The organism is Pseudarthrobacter raffinosi, assembly GCF_023913835.1.
GTDB classification, from domain to species: domain Bacteria; phylum Actinomycetota; class Actinomycetes; order Actinomycetales; family Micrococcaceae; genus Arthrobacter; species Arthrobacter raffinosi.
In genome coordinates this window covers 1-25,947 of sequence record NZ_JAMXBG010000030.1, presented here as the reverse complement: position 1 = coordinate 25,947, position 25,947 = coordinate 1, and the positions used below count along the sequence as shown (strand labels likewise).

Annotated in this window: 27 protein-coding genes and 4 pseudogenes; 16 read left to right on the top strand and 15 right to left on the bottom strand. The window is 64.2% G+C overall.

Annotation, left to right across the window (positions count from 1 at the left end; genetic code table 11):
- Window positions 1–31 precede the first annotated feature (31 nt).
- Both NG697_RS20035 and NG697_RS20030 read right to left on the bottom strand, forming a co-directional pair.
- Window positions 32–703 carry a methyltransferase family protein gene (locus NG697_RS20035; protein WP_252603803.1) on the bottom strand — a complete coding sequence of 224 codons (672 nt, stop codon included), beginning with the start codon at window positions 701–703 and terminating at the stop codon, window positions 32–34.
- Complete coding sequence (locus NG697_RS20030) at window positions 693–1,010, bottom strand: DUF2933 domain-containing protein (protein ID WP_252612008.1); 318 nt, start codon at window positions 1,008–1,010, stop codon at window positions 693–695. Before NG697_RS20030 ends, NG697_RS20035 begins: the two co-directional genes overlap by 11 nt.
- A 221-nt stretch (window positions 1,011–1,231) precedes the next feature.
- Here NG697_RS20030 and NG697_RS20025 point away from each other — a divergent pair, with 221 nt between their 5' ends.
- Window positions 1,232–1,576 (top strand): heavy-metal-associated domain-containing protein, encoded by a 345-nt coding sequence (locus NG697_RS20025; RefSeq protein ID WP_252615008.1) that lies wholly within the window; start codon window positions 1,232–1,234, stop codon window positions 1,574–1,576.
- Between the two features lie 144 nt (window positions 1,577–1,720).
- Here the strand turns inward: NG697_RS20025 and NG697_RS20020 are convergent, their stop codons facing one another.
- Complete coding sequence (locus NG697_RS20020; RefSeq protein ID WP_374209960.1) at window positions 1,721–2,989, bottom strand: IS110 family RNA-guided transposase; 1,269 nt, start codon at window positions 2,987–2,989, stop codon at window positions 1,721–1,723.
- 223 nt (window positions 2,990–3,212) lie between these two features.
- Between NG697_RS20020 and NG697_RS21240 the strand changes: the two genes are divergently transcribed.
- The 4 genes and pseudogenes from NG697_RS21240 to NG697_RS20005 all read left to right on the top strand — a co-directional run bounded on the left by NG697_RS21240 (window position 3,213) and on the right by NG697_RS20005 (window position 6,010).
- The gene (locus NG697_RS21240) at window positions 3,213–3,671 is read left to right on the top strand and encodes a beta propeller repeat protein (protein ID WP_308293104.1); all 459 of its coding nucleotides are present in this window, start codon (window positions 3,213–3,215) and stop codon (window positions 3,669–3,671) included.
- 22 nt (window positions 3,672–3,693) lie between these two features.
- On the top strand, window positions 3,694–3,957 hold the full coding sequence (locus NG697_RS21235) for a beta propeller repeat protein (RefSeq protein WP_308293059.1): 264 nt from the start codon (window positions 3,694–3,696) through the stop codon (window positions 3,955–3,957).
- Between the two features lie 318 nt (window positions 3,958–4,275).
- Entirely contained in the window at window positions 4,276–4,548 is a 273-nt protein-coding gene (locus tag NG697_RS20010) for an SHOCT domain-containing protein (protein WP_252603889.1), read from the top strand.
- Window positions 4,549–6,010 (top strand): annotated as a pseudogene (locus NG697_RS20005) (multicopper oxidase family protein). It abuts the gene before it with no gap.
- Between the two features lie 185 nt (window positions 6,011–6,195).
- On the opposite strand, the gene NG697_RS20000 reads toward NG697_RS20005, so the two are convergent.
- The gene (locus NG697_RS20000; RefSeq protein WP_252615006.1) at window positions 6,196–6,807 is read right to left on the bottom strand and encodes a TetR/AcrR family transcriptional regulator; all 612 of its coding nucleotides are present in this window, start codon (window positions 6,805–6,807) and stop codon (window positions 6,196–6,198) included.
- An 83-nt stretch (window positions 6,808–6,890) separates the two neighbouring features.
- Here NG697_RS20000 and NG697_RS19995 point away from each other — a divergent pair, with 83 nt between their 5' ends.
- The 3 genes and pseudogenes from NG697_RS19995 to NG697_RS19985 all read left to right on the top strand — a co-directional run bounded on the left by NG697_RS19995 (window position 6,891) and on the right by NG697_RS19985 (window position 8,822).
- A complete protein-coding gene (locus NG697_RS19995) occupies window positions 6,891–7,061 on the top strand; it encodes a hypothetical protein (protein ID WP_252603895.1) in 171 nt (56 codons plus the stop codon).
- Window positions 7,062–7,063: 2 nt separating this feature from the next.
- Window positions 7,064–7,312 (top strand): hypothetical protein, encoded by a 249-nt coding sequence (locus NG697_RS19990; RefSeq protein WP_252603897.1) that lies wholly within the window; start codon window positions 7,064–7,066, stop codon window positions 7,310–7,312.
- Window positions 7,313–8,006: 694 nt separating this feature from the next.
- Window positions 8,007–8,822, top strand: a pseudogene (locus NG697_RS19985) (alcohol dehydrogenase catalytic domain-containing protein).
- A gap of 105 nt (window positions 8,823–8,927) precedes the next feature.
- On the opposite strand, the gene NG697_RS19980 reads toward NG697_RS19985, so the two are convergent.
- Window positions 8,928–11,732 carry a cation-translocating P-type ATPase gene (locus NG697_RS19980; RefSeq protein WP_252615005.1) on the bottom strand — a complete coding sequence of 935 codons (2,805 nt, stop codon included), beginning with the start codon at window positions 11,730–11,732 and terminating at the stop codon, window positions 8,928–8,930.
- A 307-nt stretch (window positions 11,733–12,039) separates the two neighbouring features.
- Here NG697_RS19980 and NG697_RS21450 point away from each other — a divergent pair, with 307 nt between their 5' ends.
- On the top strand, window positions 12,040–12,285 hold the full coding sequence (locus tag NG697_RS21450) for a universal stress protein (protein ID WP_374209959.1): 246 nt from the start codon (window positions 12,040–12,042) through the stop codon (window positions 12,283–12,285).
- Between the two features lie 115 nt (window positions 12,286–12,400).
- Here the strand turns inward: NG697_RS21450 and NG697_RS19970 are convergent, their stop codons facing one another.
- The gene (locus NG697_RS19970; RefSeq protein WP_252603608.1) at window positions 12,401–12,583 is read right to left on the bottom strand and encodes a hypothetical protein; all 183 of its coding nucleotides are present in this window, start codon (window positions 12,581–12,583) and stop codon (window positions 12,401–12,403) included.
- Here NG697_RS19970 and NG697_RS21445 point away from each other — a divergent pair.
- Window positions 12,527–12,826 (top strand): hypothetical protein, encoded by a 300-nt coding sequence (locus tag NG697_RS21445; RefSeq protein ID WP_374209958.1) that lies wholly within the window; start codon window positions 12,527–12,529, stop codon window positions 12,824–12,826. The two genes, NG697_RS19970 and NG697_RS21445, sit on opposite strands and share 57 nt — an antisense overlap.
- A gap of 148 nt (window positions 12,827–12,974) precedes the next feature.
- On the opposite strand, the gene NG697_RS19965 is transcribed toward NG697_RS21445, so the two are convergent.
- The 8 genes and pseudogenes from NG697_RS19965 to NG697_RS19930 all read right to left on the bottom strand — a co-directional run bounded on the left by NG697_RS19965 (window position 12,975) and on the right by NG697_RS19930 (window position 19,383).
- Entirely contained in the window at window positions 12,975–13,187 is a 213-nt protein-coding gene (locus NG697_RS19965; RefSeq protein ID WP_252603605.1) for a hypothetical protein, read from the bottom strand.
- Window positions 13,188–13,291: 104 nt separating this feature from the next.
- Window positions 13,292–13,537 (bottom strand): hypothetical protein, encoded by a 246-nt coding sequence (locus NG697_RS21230; RefSeq protein WP_308216225.1) that lies wholly within the window; start codon window positions 13,535–13,537, stop codon window positions 13,292–13,294.
- Between the two features lie 322 nt (window positions 13,538–13,859).
- Window positions 13,860–17,030: an HAD-IA family hydrolase gene (locus NG697_RS19955; RefSeq protein WP_252615004.1), complete on the bottom strand. Its 3,171-nt coding sequence runs from the start codon at window positions 17,028–17,030 to the stop codon at window positions 13,860–13,862.
- A gap of 214 nt (window positions 17,031–17,244) precedes the next feature.
- Window positions 17,245–17,658, bottom strand: a complete 414-nt coding sequence (locus NG697_RS19950) for a cation transporting ATPase C-terminal domain-containing protein (RefSeq protein ID WP_252603599.1) — start codon at window positions 17,656–17,658, stop codon at window positions 17,245–17,247.
- A 94-nt stretch (window positions 17,659–17,752) separates the two neighbouring features.
- A pseudogene (locus tag NG697_RS19945) lies at window positions 17,753–17,854 on the bottom strand (cation transporting ATPase C-terminal domain-containing protein); the annotation flags it as partial.
- Window positions 17,855–18,027: 173 nt separating this feature from the next.
- Window positions 18,028–18,117, bottom strand: a complete 90-nt coding sequence (locus tag NG697_RS19940; protein ID WP_374209957.1) for a hypothetical protein — start codon at window positions 18,115–18,117, stop codon at window positions 18,028–18,030.
- A gap of 35 nt (window positions 18,118–18,152) precedes the next feature.
- A complete protein-coding gene (locus NG697_RS19935) occupies window positions 18,153–18,533 on the bottom strand; it encodes an HAD family hydrolase (protein WP_509908559.1) in 381 nt (126 codons plus the stop codon).
- On the bottom strand, window positions 18,439–19,383 hold the full coding sequence (locus tag NG697_RS19930) for an HAD-IC family P-type ATPase (protein WP_252615003.1): 945 nt from the start codon (window positions 19,381–19,383) through the stop codon (window positions 18,439–18,441). Before NG697_RS19930 ends, NG697_RS19935 begins: the two co-directional genes overlap by 95 nt.
- Window positions 19,384–19,626: 243 nt before the next feature.
- On the opposite strand from NG697_RS19930, the gene NG697_RS19925 reads away from it, so the two are divergent.
- From NG697_RS19925 to NG697_RS19900, 6 genes and pseudogenes are all read left to right on the top strand, one after another.
- The gene (locus NG697_RS19925) at window positions 19,627–20,091 is read left to right on the top strand and encodes an LpqB family beta-propeller domain-containing protein (protein WP_252603591.1); all 465 of its coding nucleotides are present in this window, start codon (window positions 19,627–19,629) and stop codon (window positions 20,089–20,091) included.
- Window positions 20,088–21,782 (top strand): DUF5671 domain-containing protein, encoded by a 1,695-nt coding sequence (locus NG697_RS19920; RefSeq protein ID WP_252615002.1) that lies wholly within the window; start codon window positions 20,088–20,090, stop codon window positions 21,780–21,782. Before NG697_RS19925 ends, NG697_RS19920 begins: the two co-directional genes overlap by 4 nt.
- 18 nt (window positions 21,783–21,800) lie before the next feature.
- Window positions 21,801–22,118: pseudogene (locus NG697_RS21225) on the top strand (DUF5129 domain-containing protein); the annotation flags it as partial.
- A 243-nt stretch (window positions 22,119–22,361) separates the two neighbouring features.
- The gene (locus tag NG697_RS19910) at window positions 22,362–22,826 is read left to right on the top strand and encodes a universal stress protein (protein WP_252603618.1); all 465 of its coding nucleotides are present in this window, start codon (window positions 22,362–22,364) and stop codon (window positions 22,824–22,826) included.
- Window positions 22,823–23,686: a universal stress protein gene (locus NG697_RS19905; protein WP_252603587.1), complete on the top strand. Its 864-nt coding sequence runs from the start codon at window positions 22,823–22,825 to the stop codon at window positions 23,684–23,686. Before NG697_RS19910 ends, NG697_RS19905 begins: the two co-directional genes overlap by 4 nt.
- 13 nt (window positions 23,687–23,699) lie before the next feature.
- Window positions 23,700–24,158 (top strand): pyridoxamine 5'-phosphate oxidase family protein, encoded by a 459-nt coding sequence (locus tag NG697_RS19900; protein WP_252603586.1) that lies wholly within the window; start codon window positions 23,700–23,702, stop codon window positions 24,156–24,158.
- 186 nt (window positions 24,159–24,344) lie between these two features.
- Here the strand turns inward: NG697_RS19900 and NG697_RS19895 are convergent, their stop codons facing one another.
- Window positions 24,345–25,739 (bottom strand): IS1380 family transposase, encoded by a 1,395-nt coding sequence (locus NG697_RS19895; protein ID WP_252615001.1) that lies wholly within the window; start codon window positions 25,737–25,739, stop codon window positions 24,345–24,347.
- Between the last annotated feature and the right edge of the window lie 208 nt (window positions 25,740–25,947).

The following is a 25,947-nucleotide window of genomic DNA, read 5'->3' as shown; positions in this document are numbered from 1 at the left end:
GCCTCCCCGTCCGCGCCCGGCTGCCGGTACATCACGGGCCCTTCTGCAGCTTCTGACCGGCGCCCGCGGGGCGGCGTCCGAAGCGGGGGACGAATCCGGGAACCTGCCGGCGGTAGGCGGCGTAGGCTTCACCGAACTCGGCGTCCATCAGGCGTTCCTCCTTCCGGGCCAGGCGCAGATAGACGATGACCAGGACCGGGAACATCAGCAGGGTCAGCAGCGTAGGCCACTGCAGCAGGAATCCGGCCATGATGGTCAGGAACCCCACGTACTGCGGATGCCGCACCCTGCCATAGGGTCCCGTGACCGCCAGACGCTGGGTCCGCTGTGCCGCGAAAAGGATCTGCCAGGACCGGTAAAGCAGGATGAACCCTGCCGCGATCAGCACGTTGCTCAGAAGGTGCAGCGGGCTCAGGTGCGGGTCCCCTTGCCAGCCGATAAGGTCCTGCCACAAATGACCCGAGTTGTGGTTCAGGAGGTCCACGCCCGGTATCCGGTTCCCCAGCCATCCCGAGAGCAGGTAGATCGTCAGCGGGAAACCATACATCTCAGTGAACAGCGCCACGATGAACGCCGAAAAACCGCCCAGCGCCCGCCAGTCCAGTTGCGTCCTGGGCCGGACGAAACTGAACGCGAAAATAATGAACACGGCCGAATTGATGATCACTAGCCACCACAGGTCATACCCGTAATCAGTGGACATTGCCGGCACCTCCCCCGGGCCGGGGGCGGGCAGGCCCACCCGGGCCCTCCTGTCCCCCATGCCCCTGATGGGTGGAGCTACCGTGTCCGCCGTGGCCTCCATGCCCGAACATACATAAGCTCATCACAAGCACCACACCCAGATAGGGCAGCCCGTCCAGGACATGGAGCCAGTGGTTGGTGATGAGGTATATCGCCGCTGCGGCGATGAGAACGGTGAGCAGGCCCTGCGTCCACGGCCCGAACGGGCCCCGGGACGGAAACGGGCGCGGCGCTTCAGGTAGACGAGGATCAGGAACACTGCTCATACCTTGAGTGTTGACCCGCCGGGACCCGCCGGCAAGGGCCTAACGGCCCGCAGCCCACCTGAGGCGGACGGTTCGGCCCCCTGCTGCGGAATCGTTGCGAAATATACCCCTATGGGGTATCCTATCGGTGTTGTCAGTGACGTGGTTTGTCCAGGCCCCGGCCGTTACAGCCGTTCATCCCCAACGAACCCTTTGCATCCCTGCTCCGAAGGAAAACTGACATGTGTGGACCCACCGAATCACGGACCCCGCTCCCCCTTGCCTCCGCTGCACAGCACGGCTGCAGCTGCTGCTCCCCCGCCGCGGACACCCAGGCCGGGGCTTCGGCGACAGTCAAGCCGGAGGTCCAGGCTTCCGGCGCGCAGTACGCTTTGGAAGGGCTGACCTGCGGACACTGTGTCCAGACCGTTGAGAAGGCTGTGTCCGGCGTATCAGGGGTCCAGACCGCAACCGTCGATCTCGTCCCGGGCGGCACGTCCCGGCTGATTGTCACTGGCACTGCCGCCCCGGATGCCCTGGCTAAGGCAATCCGGTCCTCCGGCTATGCCCTGGCCGGCGCGAAGTAGCCTCACCACCATCCAGCAATAACGTGTCCCTATGTTTTTTGTCAAGCATTGGGCCGGGGTTTCCTTCGAAATGGTGGCGGATCGTTTTTGGGCAGCAACCAACGGCCGGCGGGGTTTGTCCGCCGGCTGATGGCCTCTGGCCTCTCAGGCTGTCGTGGGGCTCGGCGCGTCGTAGAGCGTGCCGTCGCGGAGCATCGCGAAGAGGACGTCGCAGCGGCGCCGGGCGAGGGCGATGAGGGCCTGGTTGTGCCGTTTGCCCTCGGCGCGCTTCCGGTCGTAGTACGCCCGTGACAGCGGGTCCTTCAACGCCGCGAATGAGGAGAGGAAGAAGGCCCGTTTGAGGCTCTTGTTGCCCTTCTTGGACGGGTGGTCGCCGCGGATCGAGGTTCCCGACCGCCAGGTCACGGGGGCCAGTCCGGCGTAGGAGGCGAGGTGTCCGGCGGTCTTGAATTCCTTGCCCGCAACCTCGGTGAGGATGCGCGCTTCCGTCCTGACTCCGACCGCCGGCATGGAGGTCAGGACGGTGTGAAGAGGGTGGGCCTCCACAAGCGCTTCGACCTGGGTGAGGATCTCCTCCCGGGCGGTGCGCAGCTGTTTGAGCATCGCCGCCAGCTGGGGCAGGACGATGCCTGCCGCGCCAGTGCCGGCGACCACGACGCTCTGCTCATTCAAGGCGGTGAAGACGTCCGCCGCCCAGCCTTTCCCGGCCCGCGGAGCATGGCGGGACAGGAGCGTGGAGACCCGGTTTTGGCCGGCCTTGCGCAGCGTCGCGGGCGTGGGGTATTTGATCAGCAGTTCGGCCATGGCCGGGTGGTCCAGGTGCTTGCCAATGACTCGTTCCAGGGCGGGGTGGACTTGGGTCAGGAGCCCGCGGATCCGGCTTGAGGTGGCCGTGGCCTGTTTGGCTAGATCGTCATCAAAACCGCATAGCATCGACAGCTCCGCGGCCTGCTCGTCGGCGACCACGATGGAGCGTAGGGTGTGCGGCAGGGACCGGGCGGCTTCGGCAATTATTGCCGCGTCTCGGGCGTCCGTTTTGGCCTCGCCGGGGTGCAGGTCCGCGATGCGCCGCATCGCGAGCCCCGGCAGGTAGCCGACCATGATGCCTTCCGCCTGGGCCACAGCGACGGGCAGGGCGCCGATGGCGGAGGGCTGGTCGACGACCAACAGGACCCGTCCCTTGTCGGCGACGGAGCGGATGATGGCTTGCAGTTTTGCCTCGTCCTGGGGCAGCGCCCGGTCGAGGATCTTCTTGCCCTGGCGGTCGATGGCGACCGCGTGGTGATTGCTCTTGCCGACATCAACACCGATGAAGATGTCGACGAGTTCATGGTCTTTGATCAACGCAAACCTCCCAGAATTTGTGTCCGTCAAATCTGTGTTGGCATGTCCTGCGGCGGCAAGGCTCGGCATCCACGTTACGGCTGACCTGCACGGTGTTTCATTGCGCTGGTCCGGTCCCCATTAGCGATCCCCTGGCGCCTATCGAGTCCCGGTGACAACACCCCCCGGATCATTGATGACTGGGGGACTTAATCATGCCGGGACCGACAGGCCAACAACCCCAATTCTTACTCGTTACGGGCTACTAAAAAGGTAACGGGGACCCGCCCCGGCCAGCAGTACCGGCAGCCCCATGCCTGACGCCCACATCCACGGCCTGAGCGTCAGCAGCAAAACCGGCCAGGTGCTCCTGGCCACCCACGACGGCCTGTTCGACATCACGAAACAGCCCGCCGCCAAAATCGGCGCCACCAACGACCTGATGGGCTTCACCGGCGGCACCGCCCACGGCGTCCTCTACGCTTCCGGACACCCCGGCTCTGGTTCCGACCTCCCGAATCCGCTTGAGCTGATCAGGTCCACCGACGCCGGGAAAACCTGGGAACGGCTCTCCCGGCAAGGTGAATCCGACTTCCACGCACTCACCGCCACCAAATCCGGAATCGTCGGATTTGACGGTACACTGAGCACCAGCCCGGACGGGAAAACCTGGAACACCGTGGCCGCGGATTTCGTCCCCGCCGCCCTCGCCGGAAGCCCGACCGGCGACTGTCCTGGCCACTACCCCGCAAGGGATCCGCCGCTCGACTGACGGCGGTAAAACCTGGAACACGGTGAACTCCGGACCGGTGGTCCAGTTCGCCGCCTTCGCCAGCCCCGGCGAGGCCGTCGGAGTCGAACCCGACGGGACAGTCCACTACTCCGCGGACGCCGGCGGGACCTGGACCCGAAAGGGCCGAATCCAGGACGCAGTCCAGGCTGTGGCCACGGTGAAGGGTCCCGAGGTCAATCCCTCGATCTGGGCAGCCACGGCCGGTGGGCTTGTCATCTCCACCGACGGCGGATTCACGTTCCTGCCCGCCGACGACGGCTCCTGACCGCTGTTCTTCCCTCCCGGTCTTCTAATCGTGCTGGCCAAGCGCATGCTTCGCTTGCAGACCCGGCCCGGTCCCGGCCGGAGGGAGGTGGCTGACGGCGTGAGTATCACGGGTCCAGGGTGGGGGCATGACGGCCGGGCAGGCCGGCCCGCCCAATCACGCCGTGACAGGAGCTGCATGATGACCCACCGCATCACCGCCATGCTCATCGGATGCGTCGAACAACCGGCCTACGGGCCGGGACCTCGGACTCTACCTGTCAGCCGGCGCCGCGGGGAGAATAGGAGTACCAACTCTTGGAAGCGGAAGGCGCCGGTCATGATGTGGGGTTACGGACAAGGCATGGGGTGGATGTGGCTCTGGGTGCCTCTCCTGCTCATCGGGGTCGCGCTCCTGGTGCTGCTGGCGGTGAGGGTCGCCGGAGGAGGCATCCGCGGCCGTTACGGACCGGATGGCCCGGATGGGACCGCCGGTCCGGCGCACATGGGAGGGAGCAGGGCCCGCCAGATCCTCGAGGAACGCTTTGCGAGAGGAGAGCTGACCGCGGACCAATACCGCGAGCAGCTCAAGGTTCTCGGCGAGGGCCGGTAGTTGCAGCCCATCAGCCGCCGCCAGGCGATTCTTCTGGGCGGACTGGGCGGGGACGGTTGCCGGCGGGGCCGGGCTGATCTGGACACTGACCTCCCCTTCCGGGCCGGTCAGCGGAGGTGAGCTGACCCAGCCCCAGGAGGAGCGGAGCGCTGACGGGCAGCTTCAGGTCCGGCTCGAAGCTGCACCAGGGCAGATCCTGCTTGCCGGACAGCAGGCCACCGCTTTTGGTTATAACGGGTCCGTCCCCGGCCCAACACTTCGCGTACGAGCCGGCGACGTCCTGAAGATCAAGCTCGTCAACAATCTGGTCCAGGCCACCAACCTGCATGTGCACGGCCTCCATGTTTCCCCCGAGGGCAACGGGGATAATGTCTTCGTCTCAGTGGAACCCGGCAGCAGCTTCGACTATGAATACAACCTTCCCGATGATCATCCCCCTGGCGCGTACTGGTACCACCCCCACCATCACGGCATGGTCGCCGACCAGATCTTCGGCGGCCTCTTCGGAGCGATCATCGTGGAGGACCCGGAGCCCGTCGAGACGAGCGCGGAGCGGGTGCTGGTCGTTTCCGACACCACCATAGACGGTACGGGGAACGTCGCTGCAGTCCCGGCGATGGAACGGATGATGGGCAGGGAGGGTCAACTGATTCTGGTCAACGGCCAGAGCGACCCGCAATTCAGCGCCCGCCCCGGGCAACGGGAGAGATGGCGCATCATCAACGCGTGCGTGGCCCGCTACCTCCGGCTGCGGCTCGACGGACAGCAGCTGCAACTCCTCGGCATGGACTTCGGCCGCTTCCCGAAACCGGAGACAGTGGATGAACTGCTGCTGACGCCCGGAAACCGGGCAGACCTCCTCGTGACCACGACGACCGGCGATTCCGTGCTGCGTGCGTTCTACCAGAACCGGGGAAGCATGCCGGGCATGATGGGACCGGGATACAGTGCACGGAACCCTGCAGACCAGCCGGACGGCGCCGCGCTGGCCACTCTCCGCGTGTCAGGCGAACCGGCCGCACCCCTGACGGCCGTGCCCGCCTATCGGGGCCTGGGAGACCTGAGGTCATCTACCGTCTCGGCACGCCGGCAGGTGATCCTGGCAGCCGGCATGGGCATGGGCGGGGGCGCCGGCATGATGCGTTTCACCATCAACGGCAGGGAATTCAACGAGGCCAGAACAGATACTACGGTCGCGGCCGGAAGCGTCGAGGAATGGACACTGACCAACACCAGTCCCATGGACCACCCGTTCCACCTGCACGTCTGGCCGATGCAGATCATCGAGGAAAACGGCCAAGGATTGGATACCGCCGTCTGGCAGGACGTGGTGAACGTACCTGCAAACGGTCGGGTAAAGATCAGGGTGGCTTTCAAGGACTTCCGCGGATGCTCCGTCTACCACTGCCACATCCTGGACCACGAAGACCTCGGCATGATGGGCGTCATCGACGTACGGTGAGACAACGTGGGCTGGGAAGAGTGGGTGTATCCCCTGTGGGCAACACAGATTAGGTGGGACCGCTTTCATCCGTCCTACCGACGCCGCAATTATGAGACACAACCACGGGATGCACCCGTCCTGCCGAATCCGCGCCGATGCCTGCCTCCACTGCGAAGCGGTCTGCGGGTCTTTCTGTCCGCCGGCTAAGGCGTGTGGGATTGGTGTCCGCTTCTCGGGGCGCCCGAGGGCTGGGCAGGCTGCAAGGCGTCAAGGGTGACTTTGACCAGCCTGAGCACGCCGTCGTGGGAGGTCAGTCCTGCTGCAGCTTCAAGGGCATGAAGGCAGAAGGCCGCCAGCTCCCCCGGGGCCACATCAGTGCGGAACACGCCCGCGTCCGCGCCCTCTTGAAGCAGTCCCGCAAGGAAACCCTGGAGGTGTTGCCGGGCCAGACCAGCGTGTCCGCCCCCGTGCAGCCTTGCTGCCTCGGCATCGCCGTGGCCGGAGTGCGACAGGAAAGCATAGGCATGAAGCACAGCTTCAAGCTGCTGCCGGACCCCCACAGTCCGGTCCCTGATCTGGATCAGCTCTGTGAGGTGGGCCTGGATCTGGCGCTCGTGCCAGGCCAGCAGGATGGACTCAACGTCCGGGAAATACTTGTACAAGGTGGCACGGCCTATCCCTGCTGCCTGGGCGATCGCGGACATCGTCACCCCGGCGACGCCCTCGCCGGCCACCAGCTGAGCGGCGGCGTCCAAAACGGCCCCCCGGACAGCATCTCGGTGGGTCTCGATGGTCGCGTTCCAGAGCTTGGGCATGCCGAATCATACAACGTGACGCGCAATGGACAGGCTGACGCTTTCAATACATACTGTCTTACAAAGCCAATCGAAGGAGAGCCATGACGAACCTGGACTCCAACCCCGACACATCTCCCACTGACAGCGGAGAAACCCCGCGTCACAAGACACCCTTGTGGGTGAAGGGATTCCTTATCGCCGCAGCTGTACTGGTGGTGACCTTCGCGGTCACACACCTCAGCGGCGGAATGGCCATGAACCACACACCTTGAAGGTGCTGCCCCCCGCAGTCCGCAAGGCTGCGCTGACCATCCACATCATCTCGTCCGTGGGCTGGCTCAGTGCTGTCGCTGGATTCTTGGTAATGGCCGTTGCAGGGCTGACATCCGCTGACGCGCAGCTGGTCCGCGCTGCCTACCTCGGGATGAACCTCATCGGCTGGATGGTCATCTTCCCGCTGAGCCTTGCGTCCCTGCTCTCGGGAATCATTCAGGGTCTCGGTACCAAGTGGGAGGGCAGATAACACGGCTGGCTTCGAACTCGCGCTGCGAACGTTCACGCTGCGCCGCGATCCGCTCTCCAGCCAGTGGCTCCTGGAAGTCCATCGCCGACGGGTACTGGGCCGCGGTGAGATTGAACTGGCAACCCATCAGCGACGAGACCTCGGAAGGAATCAGGACGGAGTTCGCTCTCCCCTCGCTCGAGCAGGTGCGTGGCAGTCTTACTGAGGTGATGAATGATCCGGAACCGGTGATGCAGCAGCTCGTCCGCGTCCTCATCGGAGATGGGACATTCTGTCCAGGCTTCCAGTTCATCGACCGTGGCCAACTCCACCCGACAATCACCGGCCTGTTCCGGCATGGACCTGCGGATCCCGCCCAATTACTTCACAGTCTGGATGGTCACACCGGCCCGGGACCTGAACGTGGCGCAGCCGGTGGATTCTATGAATCGAGCGCAGCAGCCGCATCGCGCCTCAGAGGGCGTCGCGGCCCAACTGCCTGGAGGCCGGCGGGGCACCTAGGATTGGCTGGGCTGACGAATATCGCAACACTCGGGGGCGTGACTGCCGGCCTCTCGTTGCCAGGAGCGGCCATTCTTTCCCTGACAGGACGAGCAGTTCATGATCTCGTTCAGTAGTGTGAGCCTTGGATCAGGGGAATACCGCCGAACGCAGCTCTCAGGTGGGAGCGCCTTGGCCGATCGAAGGAATGACGATGAAGGCGCTTGTTTATCACGGTCCCGGCCAGAAGGCATGGGAAGACGTACCCGATCCCAGGATTCAGAAGCCGACCGACATCATCGTGAAGATCGAAACTACGACCATTTGCGGCACTGATCTGCACATCCTCAAAGGCGACGTTCCAGCAGTCGAGTACGGTCGAATCCTCGGGCACGAGGGCGTCGGCACGATCACTGAAATCGGATCCGCAGTTGCAGGCCTCACGATCGGCGACCGAGTAATCATCTCGTGCATCTCTGCCTGCGGGCATCTCGACTACTGCAGACAGGGAGTCTACTCCCACTGCCTGGGCGAAGAGGGCGCCCCAGGCATCGGTTGGATCCTCGGGCACCTCATCGACGGGACACAGGCCGAATTCGTGCGCGTCCCGTACTAAGAGACTTCCGTTTACAAAATCCCCGACAGCGTCAGCCCCCAAGCGGGAACATTGCTGTCCGATATCCTGCCCACAGGCTGCGAAATCGGCGTGCAGTACGGGGCTGTCAAGCCCGGTGATGTCATCGCCGTGATCGGCGCCGGTACCGTCGGGCTCGCCGTCGCCAACGCCGGGGTACACGGCAAGGGTGTGGACCTGCCGCTGGACAGACTCTGGATCTCGAACATCACCATCACCACGGGCCTGCTGAACACCAACACGACTGGTACGCTCCTCAAGCTCGTCGCGCAAAAGAAGTTGCCCGTCGACCAATTCGTGAGTCACGCGTTCGATCTCAATGACATCGAAAAGGCATACGACACCTTTTCACGGGCCGCCGAAACAAAGGCGCTCAAGGTGATGCTCAACGCCTGAAGCATCACCGAAGAAGTTCACAACCAAAACCCCGGGCCCCCACCCTGCCTAGGAAGGGACGCTGGAGCCGCGGCGTGCTCTGTTACCGCGGGCAGGTAGGGTGCTTCAGGACCGCCGCCCGGGGCCTGTCGGCGTCGGCGAGGATTGTCGGCGGTTGCGCCGCCGGATAATCGTCTTGCGGATTTCTTCTGCCCATAGAACCGAGGAACCCACGAGGAGGGCCAGCCCCCACTGGGCTGAGCTCATGGCCGTGGTGTCGAATAGGCCCTGCAGTACTTCCAGGTTCACCACCATAATCTGGAGCACGATCACGGCGATCAATGATACCCAGATACTGCGGTTGGTGAAGGTCTGTCTGGAGAAAACAGAGGCTGAGTCTGAGCGCACGTTGAGCAGGTTGAATACCTGGTAAAAGACGAAGGTAGTGAACGCGAGGGTGGTTGGCAGGGCCGGGTCCGCTGTGTTCTCCGGGAACAGGGCGGGAGCCAGCACAAGGACGGCGACGGTCCCGGCAGCCATGACCGTGCCGAGACCGAGGATCCGCAGCAGACGGTCTCTGGTCAGCAATGGTTCGCCAACGGGCCGCGGTTTCTGCTTCATGATGTCCGGCTCCGCCGGGTCAACACCCAGCGCCAACGCGGGAGGCCCATCCATGATGATGTTCACCCAGAGGATCTGCAAGGCGGTGAACGGCGCGCCACCGGCCAAGCCGAGCACACCGGCGGTGAGGAAGATCAGAACGAAGCCCCACGCCGTTGTCAGCTGGAATTTCACGAACTTGATGATGTTCGCGTAGACCCCGCGGCCTATCTCTACCGCGATGACAATGGTGGCGAAATTGTCGTCGGTCAGTATCATTCTGGCCGCGCCCTTGGACACATCGGTTCCGGTGATACCCATTGCGATGCCGATGTCTGCCTGTTTCAGTGCCGGGGCGTCGTTGACGCCATCGCCCGTCATGGCCACGACGTTCCCGCCGTCCTGCAGGGCCTTGACGACGCGGATCTTATGTTCCGGGGCGACCCGGGCAAGCACGCCATAACCCGCGACGCGGCGGGTGAGCTGTGCGTCATCGAGCCGGTCCAGGTCAGTCCCGGCCGCCGCCTCGCCGCGGATGCCCAGGCCAGCGGCGATAGCCGAGGCCGTGACCAGGTGATCTCCGGTGATCATGTGGACCTCGATCCCGGCCTCCCGTGCCGTGGCGATTGCCGCGGCGGCCTCGGGGCGCGGCGGGTCGACAATTCCAACCACGGCGTAGACCGTCAACCGGTCCGCCGTGAGCCGGAGCTCCTCGGGGTCCTGCGGCAGGTTCGAATCGAGCCGGCGCCCGGCGATTAGCAGCGTGCGAAGACCTTCCCCTGCCAGTGCCTGGACCTCCTCATGGATCCGCTGGCGGTCAGCGTCGTCCAGCAGGCGGATCCCCGTGTCGGTCAGGACGGAATCGGCACGTTCCATCAGTACGCCGGGTGCTCCTTTAGCGAAGCAGCGGAAGCGGGCGGGAGCGGTGTCTCCGCCGGTGAAGTTCTGCCGGTGGAAGGTGGCCATGAACTTGTAGTCCGAATCAAACGGGATTTCAGCCACACGGGGGTGCTCCTTTCGGGCACCCTCGACGTCAATCCCGCCCTTCTCGGCGAGTACAACGAGTGCGCCTTCTGTAGGATCTCCCACGAGTTCGCCGTCCTTCACCGAGGCATCGTTGCACAACGCCATGGACAGGAAGGTGTCCGTCATCGCCGGAGGCGGGCCGCCATCTCTGCTCAGGATTTTGCCGTCTGTCGAATAGCCGTTGCCGGTGATCCGGAAGCTGCGTCCGGCGACGAGCAGCCGCCGTACGGTCATTTCGTTGAGCGTCAGCGTTCCGGTCTTGTCCGTTGCTATGTGGGTGGTGCTGCCGAGGGTTTCGACGGCGGATAGCTGCTTGATGATGGCTCCGCGCCGGGCGAGCCGAGAAGCGCCCATGCTCAGAGTGAAAGCGACGACGGCGGTCAGGCCCTCCGGGATGGTGGCTACTGCGAGGGAGACTGCGGTGATCAGCAGATCGGACCAGGGCTGGCCCCGGGACAATCCGAGTATGAAGACGATGGCGACGACAACGAGGGCGACGATCGTCAGCGTCCCGGCAAGCTGATCGATCCGCCGCTGCAGCGGGGTTTTCTCGGTTCCAGCGCTACCGAGCAATGAGGCGATGCCGCCGATCTCGGTGTCCATTCCGGTAGCCGTTGCCACCATGACGGCGCGCCCACGGCTGATGTCGGTGCTCGTGAAAATCATGTTCGTCCGGTCCGCCAGGACAAGATCCGGGTCGGTCAGCATCTGGGTGGTCTTGTCTACGGGCTGGGACTCACCGGTCAGCGCGGCTTCGGCAACCTGCAGCCTCACAGCCTCGATCAGTCGGCCGTCCGCAGGGACCGAATCGCCGGCGTCCAGCAGCACAATGTCTCCTGGCACCAGTTCGGAGTTGGAAATTTCCTGCACGCCCCCGTCCCGGCGCACCCGGGACGTGTCCACAGTCATCTTCCGCAGCGCCTCCAGGCTGCTGTCCGCCCGGCTCTCCTGAACGTAGTTAAGAACCGTGTTGAGGATGATGACCGCCAGAATCACGACGGGCGTTTCCCATTCCCGGGAGACCGTGGCGCTCACTGCGGCGGCAACGACCAGCAGGAGAGTCATCTTCTCCGCCAGGAGCCGCAGTACTTTTTTCCATGCAGGTTTCTTTTTGGCCTCAGTCAGCACATTGGGCCCGTGCTCCAGCTGCCGTGATTCTGCTGCAGCTGTGGTCAGCCCAACAGAAGGGTCTGTCCGGAGGGCCGCTGCGGTGTCGACCGCCGACAGTGTGTGCCACGACTGCCCGGCGGAACGGGACGCTGGGGAGGTACTCGCTCGTGAAGTGCGGGAATCGCTGGAAACCATGGGAAAACTCCTCGCAACGAACCGGCCCGCGGGACATACATCCTGCGAGGCCCAGCGTATAGGACAAAAAAGGATGCAGTCTTTTGCCCAACCAGACCTAAAACCTCGGCACCCACGAATGTTGGAAGTTGCATCGAAACAGCCGCGGCCCGGCCACTGTTCAGTGCCGAAGCATCGACCTTGAGGACATGGTCAGGAATATTCCAATCCTGGGAACCATGCTGAGGATGTTCCGCCTCTGGGCTGCGACGGATAGGGCGGGGATTTTGGACTTATCGTCCGCAAGTTCGCCGAAGGGTACGGAATCGTGAACAGCCAGATCGTGGTCGGTGTCGACGACTCTCCTGCGGGCAGCGCTGCCGCGGAATGGGCCGCCACCCTGGCCGCCCATTTTCATGTCCTCCTCAATCTGGTGCGCGTCGTTCCGACTTCTGGGTTCTTCCAACATGCAAGCCGGTATCTGGAGGCCGTGAACCACGGGCGGAGCTGCTGGCCGAGGAGGCTCGTCGGCTATCGGCCCAGGATCCGGAGATCACAGTCACCACGACCTTGAGGACGGGTGAGACCGTCCCGGCCTTTCGGGCCCTCTCCAAAGATGCGGGCATGATCGTCCTGGGAACGGACAGAGGACCGGACAAGCACGGTGAGGGGTTCGGATCGGTCAGTTTTCAGACCGCCATCCTCAGCGACTGCACAGTGGCCGTGGTCCCGCCGGACGGTCCAGACGGGAGGACCGGTGTCATGTCGGCACCGACGGTTCCACCGACTCGGCCATCGCGGTGGAACGGGCAGCCATGGAAGCGCACCAGCTTCGCCAGGACCTGACGCTGGTCCACACTTGCGTGGGCCATGACGCACCCTCAGCCACAGGCTCCGAGGGCCCGACTGGGAAGCCCACGGTTGCCTGCGGTGTGCTCTCCGCAGCCGTCGCCGGCGCGGCCAGGAACCATCCCGATCTGAACGTGCACCCCGTTCTTGATACCGGCAGGCCGCCGGCGGACGCCTTGCTCAGGGCAGCCGGGCGCCCTGCTGCTGGTCATCGGCTGCAGGGGCCAGGGAGGACTGAAAGCCCTGGTGCGCTCGGTCGCCGGTGAAGTCCTCCTGTGTAGCAGTCAGCGCCCGACACTGATCACCCGCTCGGTTCCGCCGGGGAGGACTCCGTTCTTGTAGTAAAAAGCAGTGCCGTGCTCTAGCAGGGAGAACGCGCTGTGCTGCCGCGCAGCCTTCCGGGGTTGCGTCCAGTTATTGTCCGGCTGCGGTCTCGTCCTTCGGTTTGCTCCGGGCTTCGCGCTGGTGGTGCTCCAGCTTCTCTTCCGAATCCCGGCGGCGCTGGCCCACTGTGCGCATCTGGTTCGTGGGCGGCCTTCGGTGATCGACCAGAGGGGCCCTCTGCTCAGGTTCTTCCTCGTCGTCAGTGGCGGATCGGTCCCGACGACGTCCCGTGTTCGCGCTCATACCTGCATCGTCCCAACTTGACCGCGCATTTCCGCCGTACACCACCGAAAAAGTCATGAAGAACCAGAACGGGCAGATCGCGAGCAGGAACAGTGACGGCACCGTCAGGCGAAATTGCCCTTGACGAGGGCCTCCCCTGGCGAAGGACGAAGCCCCCGGTCTGGAAATTCAGACCAGCCTTCTGTACGGGCGGGCCCCGGAACGAGCTGCTGCTCGTTGATCTTCGTCAGCCGTTCAATTTCGGCTTTCGCTGCCATGTCGGTGTCATAGTCGTGCTGGGCCATGGCCGAGGCAATGGCATCCTGGCGTTTGGCGGCGATCAGGAGGATCGCGCCCCTGGAGACCGGCAAGCATGGACAGAAACAGGTTCAGCAGAATATAGGGGTAAGGATCTCAGGCACGGCCAGCCATCGCGAAGCTGTTGACGGCGGACCATAGGATCATGAAGAGAATGAATCCGCCCACGAAAGGCCAGCTGCCCATACCGTGCAAATAGTCGGCCGCCCGCTCCCCCTTGGTCAGGGATGACTTGTGCAGGGCATGCCAGGTGGCTTTTGCTCGCTCATGATTCAGCGTAGCTCCTGCCCGCTCATCGAAGCGTCCAACAGCACCGGTTCGAGGAACCGCGCAGATCCTACAGGGCGGTAGGCTTACCCCCGGAACGCCACGGGTTCAGCCCGCCGCGGTGCCCGTTTCGTGCAGCACGAACTTCCGCATCTCGCCCGCGCCCAAATGGACCTCGTCAGAACCGACACGTACGCAGACAGCGGCTGCGTCTCCGGGTGCTGCGGAAACAGTCAAGGTGCCGTGGTCGAGGCTGACTTCGAGCAACTGGTCCCGGTAGCGGACACGGAAGGAAACTGACTTTATTTCTTTTGGCATTTTTGGGGCGAAAAGGAGGGCATCCCTGGTGATCCTCAGACCGGCGAAGCTGCGCTGGATCACATCGATCGTTCCTGCCATGGCGCCAAGGTGGATACCTGTGTGCGTGGTGCCTCCCTGCGTGTCGTCAAGGTCGGCGGTGAGCGCTTCCCGGAAAGTTCTCCAGGCCCGGTCCGGGTCCATGGCTGCCAGCACCGAGGCGTGGGCCACGCGGCTTAGGGTGGAGCCGTGGGCCGTGCGTGCCAGGTAGTAGTCCACTGTCGCCGCGAGCTGGTCCGCGGTGACGGTGTAACCCAGCTGGGCCAGGAAGAGCATCAGCTCCTTCTCGCCCAGGACATACAGGAGCATCAGCACGTCAGCCTGTTTGGCCAGCCGGTACCGATTGGTGCTGTCGCCCTCGGCTTCCAGAATCAGGTCGAGGCGTTCAATGTTTTTGTATCTGTTCCGGTAGTGCGCCCAGTCGAGTTCCTGCAAGTGTTCGTAACCGTCGAACTGGCTGATGATGCCTCCGCCGAAGAACGGTACAAACATCCGTTGGCTGACGCGCAGCCAAACTTCCATCTCTGCCGGATCTATGGACAGGCGTCCCCGTAGATCCTCCAGGTCGTGGCCGTGAAGCATCGTCATGATCTCGTGGGCCTGTTCGCAGACCCATGCAGCCATCACGTTCGTGTAGGCGTTGTCATTCAATCCCCCGCCGGGGCTGTCCGGGTAGCCTGTATGGTATTCGTCCGGGCCCATGACTCCGCGAAGATGGAAGCGGTCCTCTTCGTCGTCGTATTCGGCCATGGAGGCTACGAGCCGCGCCACTTCCACAACCAGCTCGGCGCCATGATGCAAGAGCCAGCCCCGATCCTGCGTGGCCAGGAAATACTGCCATGCGTTGAAGGCCACGCCCAGGCCGGCATGCCGCTGAAGATGGGAATAGTCCGGCACCCAACGGCCGGACCGCCGGCTAAAAAGCCAACGGGGTGTCTCTTCCCTGCCGTCGCTGCCGCTCTGCCACGGGAACAAGGCCCCCCGGAACCCCGCTGCGGCCGCCGCTTCCCGGGCCGCCGGCAGCCTGCGCCAGCGGTAGTCAATAAGGGAGCGGGCAACGGAGGGCATCCGTGAGGTAAGAAGGGGCAGGACGAAGAGCTCATCCCAGAAGATGTGCCCGCGGTAACCCTCCCCGTGCAGCCCGCGGGCGGGCACACCGGCATCCAGTTCAGCCGTGTGCGGGCTCAGCGTCTGCAGCAGGTGGAAGACATGGAGATTCAGGATCAGCTGCACCTGGGGGCTCCCGTCGATGGTGACGACGAACAAGTGCAGCAATCTTCCCCAGGCGTTCTCGTGCTCGGAGAGCATGCCGTCAAAGCCCTGCCCGCTGGCCCTGAGCACCGACCTCGCACCGGATGCCGGTGAGGAGAACGCGCGGTCGCGGGAAGTCACGATTGCTGCCATCTTGGTCACCATCAGCGGCACGGCGTCCGTCAGCGGGACGTCGAAGGAGCGGTAATACAATCCCGCTTCTTCATCGGGCGCGCCGCTGCCTGCCTGTCCGGAAACCCGGGTCTGCAGCGCTGTTGCGATCCTGATATGGCTTTGGCTCGTCTCAACTTCTATCACCGGGGTCGGTTCTGCTGGCCCGGACACCTCGAGTACGGCCAGATGATGGTGGGACAGAAGCGCGTCCTCCGGCACATTTTCGTTGGTCACCCCGGTATCCACTCCGCTGCGGATTCTCACGGACGCGCTCCAGCCCCTGGCAGTGAAGACTGTCTCCAGCGCCATCAGATGAGGCTGGGCCATCGATACGAACCGGCGCTGAACCACCTCCAGCCGCCGGCCGTCATCTGCCTCCAGCACGACTTCCCGCCGCAGAGTGGCCCGAAGCAGGTCAAGCACACGCCGCTCACGGCGGATCTTCAACCCGCCCCGGGACCACCAGTGCGTCTCGTCCAGCCGGACGTCCAGCACCAGCCAGTTGGGGATATTGACCATGTGTTCGTCTTCCGCGGCCTGGCCTTCCACGGTACTCACCAACCTGTTGTAGACACCGGCGAGGTAGGTGCCCGGATAACGGACCTCGCTCATTCCGCCCTCCGGGGCAGCCCCACGCACGGCCAGGTACCCGTTCCCAAGCGTGGTCAAAGCTTCCCGGTGCCCTTCGTGGGCCGGATCATAACCTTCATACACAAGGCGCCACGGGTCAGTGAGAACACGTCCCAGATCCAGCTCGCTCACGTCGTTCAACACAACGTCGGCACCTGCCGCCTCCAGCTCCGCCCTCCTGCTAGAAACCCTGTCTATCCCAACGACGAGCCCGAATCCCCCTCGGTGTGCCGCTTCGACGCCGGCGACGGCATCTTCGATCACCACGGCGCGGGCAGGAGGGATCCCCAACCGGTGCACGACTTCAAGGAATAATGCCGGGTCGGGTTTTCCTGCAAGGCCCAACTCGCCGGCAATGGCACCATCCATGACCAGGTCGAAAGCATTGGACAGGCCAGCGGCTGCCAGGACAGCGGACGCGTTCCGGCTTGATGTTGCAAGGGCCACAGGAACCCGTCCCGACCGCAGCCTTTCAAGCAGTGCGACCGTTCCCGGGAAGGCCACCACACCCTCACGTCCCAGCCGCTCCCTGAACAGCTGGTTCTTACGCTCAGCCAGGCCACGGACCGACCATCCGCCGGCAGGATCCAAGGCGTCACCCATAGGCAGTTCAATGCCGCGGGAACCCAGGAAGGCTTGCACACCGTGTTCCCGGGGCCTGCCATCCACATACCTCTGGTAATCACTGCTGCTGAAGGGCTCCCTCCGTGCCCTTGGCGGGACGCGGCGGTCCTTCAACACCTCATTGAAGAGGTCCCTCCACGCTGCCTCATGCACAGCGGCCGTGTCCGTTACGACGCCATCCAGGTCAAAGATCACAACGTCAAAAGGCGACAAAGCGGCAGCGGCCGTAGGTGAATCCGTCATGACTCATCCCTACCAGCCATCAGAACTAGCGGCCAGTGGCATTGGATCCGGTCACCACACCTTGGTACGTCAGGATCAACGAAACCGAGGCCATTCTGCCCTCCGCTAGACGCAAGCATGATGCCCTTCATCAATGGATGACCATCCAACACCCGAACGCCGACAGGCACAGCAGTCACGGAATCCTTGACTGGCATTGACCGTATCCGGATCTTCACGGACAAGTTTTTGTCAACCACCTGTGGTTCCGCCGGGCTGACCGGTTGAACAGGAGTTCGTCGAACCACAACACGGTGGATGCCATGCCCATGCAGACCGCCCAGTGGGCCGCGTCCAGGGACGCGGTCCCGAAGGCCTGTTGCAGCAGCGGGCCTTCCACCACGGCGAACTGAAGTACAGCCGCGAGCAGGACGGCGCCCCACAGCCACTTGTTGACGAAAAGCCGGTGGAACGCGCTGGTTGTGACGGAACGTGAGTTGAAGGCGTTGAACAGCTGCGCGAAGACCAAGGTGGTGAACCCGGCGGTACGGGCCACGTCCAGGGAGTCGCTGCCGTTGACGAGACCGCCGGGCAGGAAGATGTCGATGGTCAGCAGCGTCACGATGCCCATGACCAAGCCGACGGCCACGATGCCGGTCCACAGCCGCCCCCCGAGGATTGCGGTCGGTCATTTTCCCCGGCGCACGCGCCATCACGTCGTCTATTTCCGGATCCACTCCTATCGCCAGCGCGGGCCCGGAGTCGGTGACGAGGTTGATCCACAGAATCTGGGTGGCCAGCAGCGGCAGCGCCACTGCCTCGTCGCCTGCACCTGCCAAACCCATGGTGCCGGCGAAGACCACGCCGAGGAAGACCGTGAAGACTTCTCCCATATTGGAGGAGAGAAGATAGCGCAGGAACTTTTCGATGTTGTCGAAGATGACCCGGCCCTGGCGCACCGCGGAGACGATGGTGGCGAAGTTGTCGTCGCCGAGAATCATCTTCAAAGCTTCCTTGGTCACCTCGGTTCCTGTGATGCCCAGCCCATGGCAATGCCGATGTCGGCGGACTTCAGGGCCGGGGCGTCATTGACGCCGTCTCCTGTCATGGCAACGACATTGCCCTGCGCCTGCAACGCATCGATTACCTGACGCTGTTGTGCGAGGACACGCGCGCGTAGACGGATGTGGAGCCGGTGACGGCACGCAGCCCCGCATCGTCGAGTTCATCGAGCTGGGCTCCAGTCAGTGCCTTGTCCCCCGGTTCGCAATTACCCAGATCGCTGGCAATCCGGGCGGCGGTTACGGGGTGGTCACCGGTGATCATCGCCACGCGGATGCCTGCACGACGGGCCTCCGCCACGGCAGCCGCCGCTTCGGCACGGGGCTGGCCAATAATGCCGGCGACGCCCAGATAGACGAGGGCGTTCTCATCCGCTTCGTCCATCACGTCCGCTTCGTGACGGTCTTGCTCCCCGTACCGGCGGTAGGCCACGCCCAGGGCGCGGAAGGCCTGCGCCGACAGAGCCTCGACGTCGGCCAGGGCCTTGCTGCGCAGCGCCCCATCCAGCGGGACAATGTCCGCCCCCACCTGCATCCGTACAGGGCCCCAGGAGGACATCGGGGGCACCTTTGGTGACCAGGGCGAGTTCGTCGAACTCCTTGTGGCGCGCCAGCGCTGACATCAGCTTCCGTTCTGAGGTGAACGGGATTTCGCCCTGCCGTTCGAACTCCCCGACGCGTTCGGTAACCCCCGCCAGCTTCCGGGCAGCAACCAGGAATGCAGCTTCCGTCGGGTCGCCCTGGATCTGCCACTGGCCGTCGTGTTCTATCAGCTGTGCATCATTGACGAATGAGCCACCCGCCAGGACCATGCGGGCCTCCTGCAGTACCACCGGATCGCTGGCTTCACGGGTTCCTTGCAGAATCTGGCCTTCGGGCCGGTACCCGGCGCCGGTGAGCTCGATCTGCCCCGATGCGGTGACGATCCGGCCGATCGTCATCTCGTTGCTTGTCAATGTTCCGGTCTTGTTCGAGGCGATGACCGAGGCGGAGCCAAAGGTTTCCACCGAGTGGAGTTCCTTCACGACCGCATTGCATCTGGCCATCCGCTGGACACCGATGGCCAACACGACCGACAAGATGGCCGGGAGCCCCTCGGGCACCGCGGCCACCGCCAGCGAGACACCCAGCAGCAGCACGGTGACCAGATCCGCCAGCGACGAAACCTCGTTGATGAGCACGATGGTCACCATCACCAGAACCGCGATGACTATCACCGTGATGCCCAGCAGTTTGCTGACCCCCGCGATTTCCTTCTGTAGCGGCGTCGGCTCGGACTCGGTCCGTTCCAGCATGCCCGCAATGGCGCCCACTTCGGTTTCATGGCCGTCCCGGTGACGACCGCGCGGCCGCGACCCATCCGAAGTTGACCTGCTGCCCAAGGAAAGTCATCTCCCGATCCGGCGTTGAAGGGGCTTTGGACCCCCCCTCCATGATCCGGACAGAACAACAGCCGGGGCCGAAGGAGCCGGATCCCGTCACCAACCTCCGTGGGTAAATGCAACTAGGGCGGAAGACACATACGAAGGGGGCTGTTTTTAGGCCATACTGACGGCATGAACGCTGCGGCGGGAAAGCCGGACCGGATTCTCCTTGTAATCGTGTCCGCGATAGCCCTGTTGGTGATCGTCGCGCTGGCGGTCGTTTTCACCCGCGGGGAGCCAGAAGTTCTGGACGAGTCGACACCCCAGGGAGTCGTCCAGCGGTACAGCACCGCCGTCATCGAAGGCGATATGGCCACAGCCAGTTCCTACCTCACGGAAGCGGCCAGTTCCTTGTGCCGCGGTTACCAGGAAAGCGGCCCGCCGCCCACCCGGGTTGTCTTGATCTCGACCACCGAGAGGGACAACACGGCAGTCGTGAGAGTCTCGGTTGTCGGTTCAGGTCCTGGCGGCCCGTTCGGACCATCCGAGTACGAGATGGAGGACCGCTTCTCCCTTGTGAAGACCGAAGGCAGATGGCTGGTCGACCAGGCACCGTACCAGCTTCTATCCTGCGCAGGATCGTCCGTGAAACCATGAACTCCCAGGTTTCGACGACGTGGTCAGCGGCACGTTCCGCCCAACTCACCCTCCGCCGCCTGATCCTCTACGTACTGCTGTTCGCCTTGGTGGTGATCGCGGCAATAGGGCTAAGCGGCCTTTTGGAGCGCCTGTTCAGCACGGGAGCAGTGCTGGTATCCACTGATGTGGCCGGACTTGCCCGCTCCCTTGCCTTCACGCTGATCGGAGGGCCGCTCGCGGCCCTCCTGTGGTGGGTTGTCTGGAAAAGGCTCGACGACGGCGCGGAGCGCGTCTCAGCGGGGTGGGGCCTCTACCTTGCCGCCGTCTACGCGGTCTCCCTGATCGTCTTCGTCACGGCCCTCCTGGGGATGGCGGCATCCTTTATCGGCCAGCTGGAACCCCAGTGGTATTCGCCTTTGTCCGTTGGGCTTGTCTGGGCCGGAGTATGGTTCTGGCACCGCTGGATGTGGCGGCACGCCGTCAAGCATCCCGTTAATCTCGACGACGTCCCTGCCGTCATCGGTTCGGTTTTCGGGTTGCTGGTGGGAGCGATTGCCGCCATCACCGCCTTGGGTAGCTTGCTCGACGTCGCGATCCGGGGCTACACCAGCCTGACCCCGGGTACGGAGGCGTGGTGGCAGTCCGTGCTCCGGGCCCTGGTTTGGGCAGGCGGCGGAATTTTCGTGTGGTGGTGGCACTGGTTCAGGGGCGGCGGACGCAAACTGGAGACCGCCCTGGTGGATGTGGCGCTGATTGGTGTGGGGATCTTCGCTGCGGGCATCACAGCGCTCGGTAGCGCCGGCGTCGTGGGTTTTGTGCTCCTGAGAACGGCATTCGACCGGGGTGACCCGATAAGCGAGCTGCTGGCCCCGCTGGCTCCGGCTCTCGCCGGTGCTACCATCGGCGCCTTGGTGTGGCGCTATCACCGCGTCAGCGGGGCTCACCGTTCTGTTGCCACCCGGCGTGCGAGCCAGCTGGTGACATCAGGGGTTGCCCTGGCGGCAGCGGCCTCCGGCATTGGCTTGGTCATCAATGCAGCGCTTGCCATGGCGGTTTCACCCCTTGCGGGGAGCGGCACGCGCACCCTCCTGCTGGGTGGTATCAGTTCCCTCGTTGTGGGAGGTCCGGCCTGGTGGCAGGCCTGGAAGCCGACAGGGCAACCGCAAACCGCGGATGCCATTCCTCCCGGCAGGCGCGTCTACCTCATTGTGTTCTTCGGCATTAGTGCCGTGGTGGCGCTCATCGCCCTTCTGGTGATTGGATACCGGCTCTTCGAGTTCCTCCTAGGTGATGTGACTGGAGGCAGCGTCCTGGAACGTATCCGCGCGCCGCTCGGGCTCCTGGTAGCCGCCGGATTCGTTGCCGCGTATCACTTTGCCCTGTGGCGGCGCGAGCACGCCCTCCTGGCGGCGGCATCCCCGGCCAAGGCGCACACCATCGAACAGGTCACCTTGGTGACCGCCTCCTTCCCGGAGCCATTGTCCAAAGCCATCACCGACGCGACCGGCGCCAAAGTCGCCGTGTGGACGCGTGCCGACGCGGAACGCGAAGCGCTGCCGGCGGAAGGCGACCCGTCGGAGGAACCTGAGCTGGTCCGGCGGGTGCTCGACGCACTTTCCGGTGTCACGGCCAAGCGCGTTCTGCTGGTGGTCGGTCCGACTACCGGCCAGGGGACTCCGATCGAGGTAATTCCCCTGGAAACAACATGAAAGTGGAATCAACCAGCCGTGGTACCGGTCCGCCGCGTTCCTGATCATGGCGTGGGTGACCGGCGCGGCCGCCGCTCTGGGCGCCGGCGCGTGGTTGACAGTGCGGGCGGTGACCAGACCACTACCGGGCTCTCGAACCGGGTCCATGCCCTGACACCGAAGGCGTTGAGCCGCAGATCGAACCTCAAGCTTGTACGGGAGTATGTAGACGCGGCCGCCGAACTGGACGCCCTTGACGACGTCATTGCCGACAGCAATGCGTTGTTGAACCGCTCGTACGCCTGGCCCAGTGCATGGGACCGCCAACTCTCGCCGTTCCGGAGCGACCTCGCCGGTCTGGAACAGCTGCTCAGCAAACGCCACGGTCAAGGTGACGCTGCCACTGCAGCGGCCTCAGCACCGGCGTCGGCAGTGTCAGCACAGGCAGGGGCGGCGGCGGAACCACAAATTGGAAGCAGCGGGGGAAGCTTTTCAGGCTCCGGCAGTTCCTCAAGTTTCCAGGTGACTTTTGGCCCTAGAGGTCCGCCTTCCGACACCGCAGGCTGGAGGCAGCAAGCAGGCATACGAAGGGAAGCGGTTATGGAGGAGTCAACATTGCAGGATGCCAGATTCGTTGTGGGGGTGGACGGATCGGAGGCCTCGGTGGAAGCCCTCCGGCAGGCCCAGCGGCTGGCTGTCCCGGTTGGTGCCAAAGTGCTGGCCACCGTTTTCTGGGATGATCCGCAGGTTTACGCAGGATATGTGGCAATGGGCATAGACCGCTTCGAGGAGCGTGTGGAGATGATCCTCAACGAAGCCATGGAACAGGCCTTCGGGCAGGAGATTCCGCCGAACGTCATTCCACGCGTCGTCCGGGGGCACCCCAGGGACTCACTTATAGACGCCAGCCGCCACGCGGACATGATCGTTGTTGGCAGGCGCGGCCACGGAGGATTCGGAGGCCTCCTTCTGGGGTCCGTCAGCTCAGCCTGTGTGGCCCACGCGCACTGCCCCGTCCTAGTTGTTCATAGCCCCGACACAGACAAAAAGGAAGACCAGCCGTGAGAACGTCTAAACCGATCGCGGTCGCCACCAACGACTCTCCGCAAAGCCAGGCAGCCGTGAAGTGGGCTGCACACCGGGCTACCCGCGCCGGCCTGCCGCTGATCATTCTGCACGCTGTTGACGACCGTTGGGTGGCCGAACCCATCCCGTGGACCGCGATGCTGGTGGAGAAGGGCGAAGAACTGCTGGAAGCCGCTGCCGGGCGCGTAAGGGGCACCGTCCCGATTGAGATCACCACCAAACTCCTGGAAGGCAGCGTCGCCGGCGCGCTGGGTAAGTACTCCACCAAGGCGTCCATGCTTGTGGTGGGCTCCGGCGGCACCCATTTGGGTGGTTCGCTCACCGATCGGGCCCTGCAGGTCGCCGCCGCGGCGAAGTGTCCCGTCGCCGTCGTCGGAATGCATGACCTTGAAGGCCGAAGCGGAGTACTGGTGGGCGTGGACGGTTCGGAAGAAGCCACCCAGGCCGTTGCGTTCGCTGCAGCGGAGGCAGACAGGGAGGGCCAGGAGCTTACGGTGCTGTACGCCTTCAGCGGCCCCAACCGCTGGGTCAAGGCCGGCCTGCCGACCAGCAGCCTTGCCGAACTGATTGAGGAAGAGGAGCAGATCGTTCTGTCCGAAGCGGTGGCCGGGCTCCGCGAGGATTACCCGGACCTTGTGGTGCACAAGATTCTGGAAAGCGAAAAGGAACCGGCGGAGGCGCTGGTGCAGGCCGCGGCAGCCGCGCGGCTGCTCGTGGTGGGAAGCCGCGGCCGGGGCGGGTTCAAACGGCTGCTGCTCGGTTCCACGGCCCACGCGGTTCTGACGCATCTGCCCTGCCCTGCCGTGATCACCCCTATCCAACGCAGGAAGCACAAGTAGGAGGAGCCCCAGCATGCAAGGCAACGGCTCAGGACCGGAAACAGAAGTCCTCGACATACATAACTGCTGGAAATACCTCCGTTCGGCTTCGGTCTGCCGGGTCGCCGTAACAACGGCTGGCGGGCCCGAAATTTTCCCCGTGAACTACGTCCCCGACTATGGGACAGTCGTCTTCCGTACGGGCCCGGGTACCAAACTGGATGCGGTGCTTGCTGAAAGTCCGGTCGCGCTGGAAGCCGACGGCCTGAATAGCTACGGAACCATCGCATGGAGCGTCATCATCAAGGGGACTGCCAAGGTTGTGGGCACGCAGGAGGATTTCCGGGAAGCAGCCGACGCCGGGCTGTCACCCTGGGAGGCGGGAAGCAAGGACCACCTGGTGCGTGTAACGCCCACGGAGGTCAGCGGCCGTCGGTTTGTCATCAATCCCCCGTCCGGCTGGTGGCCACCGCTGGACTCAGCACGGAAATAAACGTCCCGGCGACAGGGGAAGTCACGCCAGGTTTAGCCTTGATCCACCGATCCGCCTGGGCGGATGAGCTGAATTCGGTTTCGGCTCGTTGTGCGGGCGAAGGGCGTGCTGGGGTGCCGGGCCTCGCTGCCCCTTGAGTGTTCCACTGGTTGTTCTGGTCGCGCCGTGCGACTGGGTTGACGGGGGTCAGGCAGGTCGCGGCGGCGGGTAGAGGTGGTCGGACAAGGCCTGCCATGGTGCTTTCCAGGGCCAGGCTTCGGGCAGGTGAAGACGGATCCGTCGGGCGCTGGTGGCGATCCTGGCCGGGACGTGGATGAGTTTGCGGCGGATCGTTCCGGTCCTGGCTTTGCCGAAGGGCCCGGCCGCGAGGAGCCCGGCGGCGCGGGTGAGGTTGTAGGCCATGACCGCGGCGACGAGCCAGGCTGAGTTCGCCGCGAAAACACCTGAAGGCAGGTGCGCCAGTGAGCTATCCTTCAGGTCGGCGTTGACCTGCTCAATAATGGCGTGTTTCCGGTGGGTTTTGTCCGCTTCGACGGTGTCCAGGACCGCGGCGGCCACGGTGGTGAAGAACGCGTGGTGCCGGTGCGTGTCGAACAGGGTTTCCTGCCCGTCGGCGGTTTTCCGGTTCAGTTCCGGGATGCGGCGCACGACCAGCCGACCGGTGATCTGCTCGTCCCTTTTGCGGGAGGAGAACGCGGTGAACACGGTCTCGGCGACCTCGGCCTTCGAGACCCAGGTGCTGGCGGCCTCGTCGAAGACCGCGTCGGTGTATTCGATAGTTTCCCACGCCGTGTCCGGGATCCCGGCGATGGCGCGTTTGACGGCCGGGTCCATGCGCACGGTCACCGAGACCTCCGCCCCGCCGGCCAGGGCCGCGGAAACCGCCGCATGGCCATAGAAGGCCGAATCGAAACGGCAGAGCAGCCGCCCGCCGACGTGGACGCGCTTGAGCGTGGACAAGGCGTCGGTGATCAGACGGTTGGCGCCGCGGGCCGAGTTTGCCGCACCCTTGCGCAGCCGCTGGGCGGTGATCACCGGGGCGCTGTCCTTCGTCGAGGCTATGGCCAGCAGCACGTTCAGGCCGCGGACCCCGGAGTACCCGTAGCCGGAGCCCTGCTTGGAATAGCCGTGGACCTCGATGATCGTGTCGTCGACATCCACGAACACGAAGTCACTGGCGGCGGGTGCTCCCAGCAGCGGGGCCCGGGTCCCCAGATTGGCCAGGAAGCGGGACGCGACCGCGTCCAGCTGCCGCACGTGACCGAACGTGAAGGACCGCAGAAACGAACCCAGCGTCGAGGGCGCGTAACAGCCGCTGAAGAGCCGCTTCATCCCGCCGTGGCGCAGCAAGGCCATGTCCTCGATCGAATCGGCGCCGGCGACCATCCCGGCGACCAGGGACGCGACCTTCAGCCCGGCGTTCGCGCCCTTGTCCGTCGGGACCGACAGCCACTCATCGGCGAGCCCATGCAGGCCGGCGTCCCGGGCCAGCGTCATCACCGGGAGCAGCCCGGCCGAGGACACGAGATTCGGCTCATCAAAGGAAACTGACACAGCGGACGGCTTATGCGAAACTTGCACTTACGAGATGCCTCTCTTTTCGGTGGTCAATGGGTTCTAGACAAGCTCCATTTTCCTTGAAAAGGCGAATTCCAGGGGTCGTTGCAACACCCGAGGTCAGCTGGTTATCAGTAAATCACGAAGTGACTCGGCTGGGGTTTTCCAGTGGAGTGTTTTGCGTGGGCGGGCGTTGAGTTCCTGGGCGACGTGTTCGAGGTCCTCGGGGCCG

Coding starts and splice junctions, on each gene's coding strand:
- NG697_RS20035 (WP_252603803.1), bottom strand. CDS start 703: ATGTCCACTGATTACGGGTATGACCTGTGGTGGCTAGTGATCATCAAT.
- NG697_RS20030 (WP_252612008.1), bottom strand. CDS start 1,010: ATGAGCAGTGTTCCTGATCCTCGTCTACCTGAAGCGCCGCGCCCGTTT.
- NG697_RS20025 (WP_252615008.1), top strand. CDS start 1,232: ATGTGTGGACCCACCGAATCACGGACCCCGCTCCCCCTTGCCTCCGCT.
- NG697_RS20020 (WP_374209960.1), bottom strand. CDS start 2,989: ATGCCGAGCCTTGCCGCCGCAGGACATGCCAACACAGATTTGACGGAC.
- NG697_RS21240 (WP_308293104.1), top strand. CDS start 3,213: ATGCCTGACGCCCACATCCACGGCCTGAGCGTCAGCAGCAAAACCGGC.
- NG697_RS20010 (WP_252603889.1), top strand. CDS start 4,276: ATGATGTGGGGTTACGGACAAGGCATGGGGTGGATGTGGCTCTGGGTG.
- NG697_RS20000 (WP_252615006.1), bottom strand. CDS start 6,807: ATGCCCAAGCTCTGGAACGCGACCATCGAGACCCACCGAGATGCTGTC.
- NG697_RS19995 (WP_252603895.1), top strand. CDS start 6,891: ATGACGAACCTGGACTCCAACCCCGACACATCTCCCACTGACAGCGGA.
- NG697_RS19980 (WP_252615005.1), bottom strand. CDS start 11,732: ATGGTTTCCAGCGATTCCCGCACTTCACGAGCGAGTACCTCCCCAGCG.
- NG697_RS21445 (WP_374209958.1), top strand. CDS start 12,527: ATGGAAGCGCACCAGCTTCGCCAGGACCTGACGCTGGTCCACACTTGC.
- NG697_RS19970 (WP_252603608.1), bottom strand. CDS start 12,583: ATGGCCCACGCAAGTGTGGACCAGCGTCAGGTCCTGGCGAAGCTGGTG.
- NG697_RS19965 (WP_252603605.1), bottom strand. CDS start 13,187: ATGAGCGCGAACACGGGACGTCGTCGGGACCGATCCGCCACTGACGAC.
- NG697_RS19955 (WP_252615004.1), bottom strand. CDS start 17,030: ATGACGGATTCACCTACGGCCGCTGCCGCTTTGTCGCCTTTTGACGTT.
- NG697_RS19940 (WP_374209957.1), bottom strand. CDS start 18,117: ATGACAGGAGACGGCGTCAATGACGCCCCGGCCCTGAAGTCCGCCGAC.
- NG697_RS19925 (WP_252603591.1), top strand. CDS start 19,627: ATGAACGCTGCGGCGGGAAAGCCGGACCGGATTCTCCTTGTAATCGTG.
- NG697_RS19920 (WP_252615002.1), top strand. CDS start 20,088: ATGAACTCCCAGGTTTCGACGACGTGGTCAGCGGCACGTTCCGCCCAA.
- NG697_RS19910 (WP_252603618.1), top strand. CDS start 22,362: ATGGAGGAGTCAACATTGCAGGATGCCAGATTCGTTGTGGGGGTGGAC.
- NG697_RS19900 (WP_252603586.1), top strand. CDS start 23,700: ATGCAAGGCAACGGCTCAGGACCGGAAACAGAAGTCCTCGACATACAT.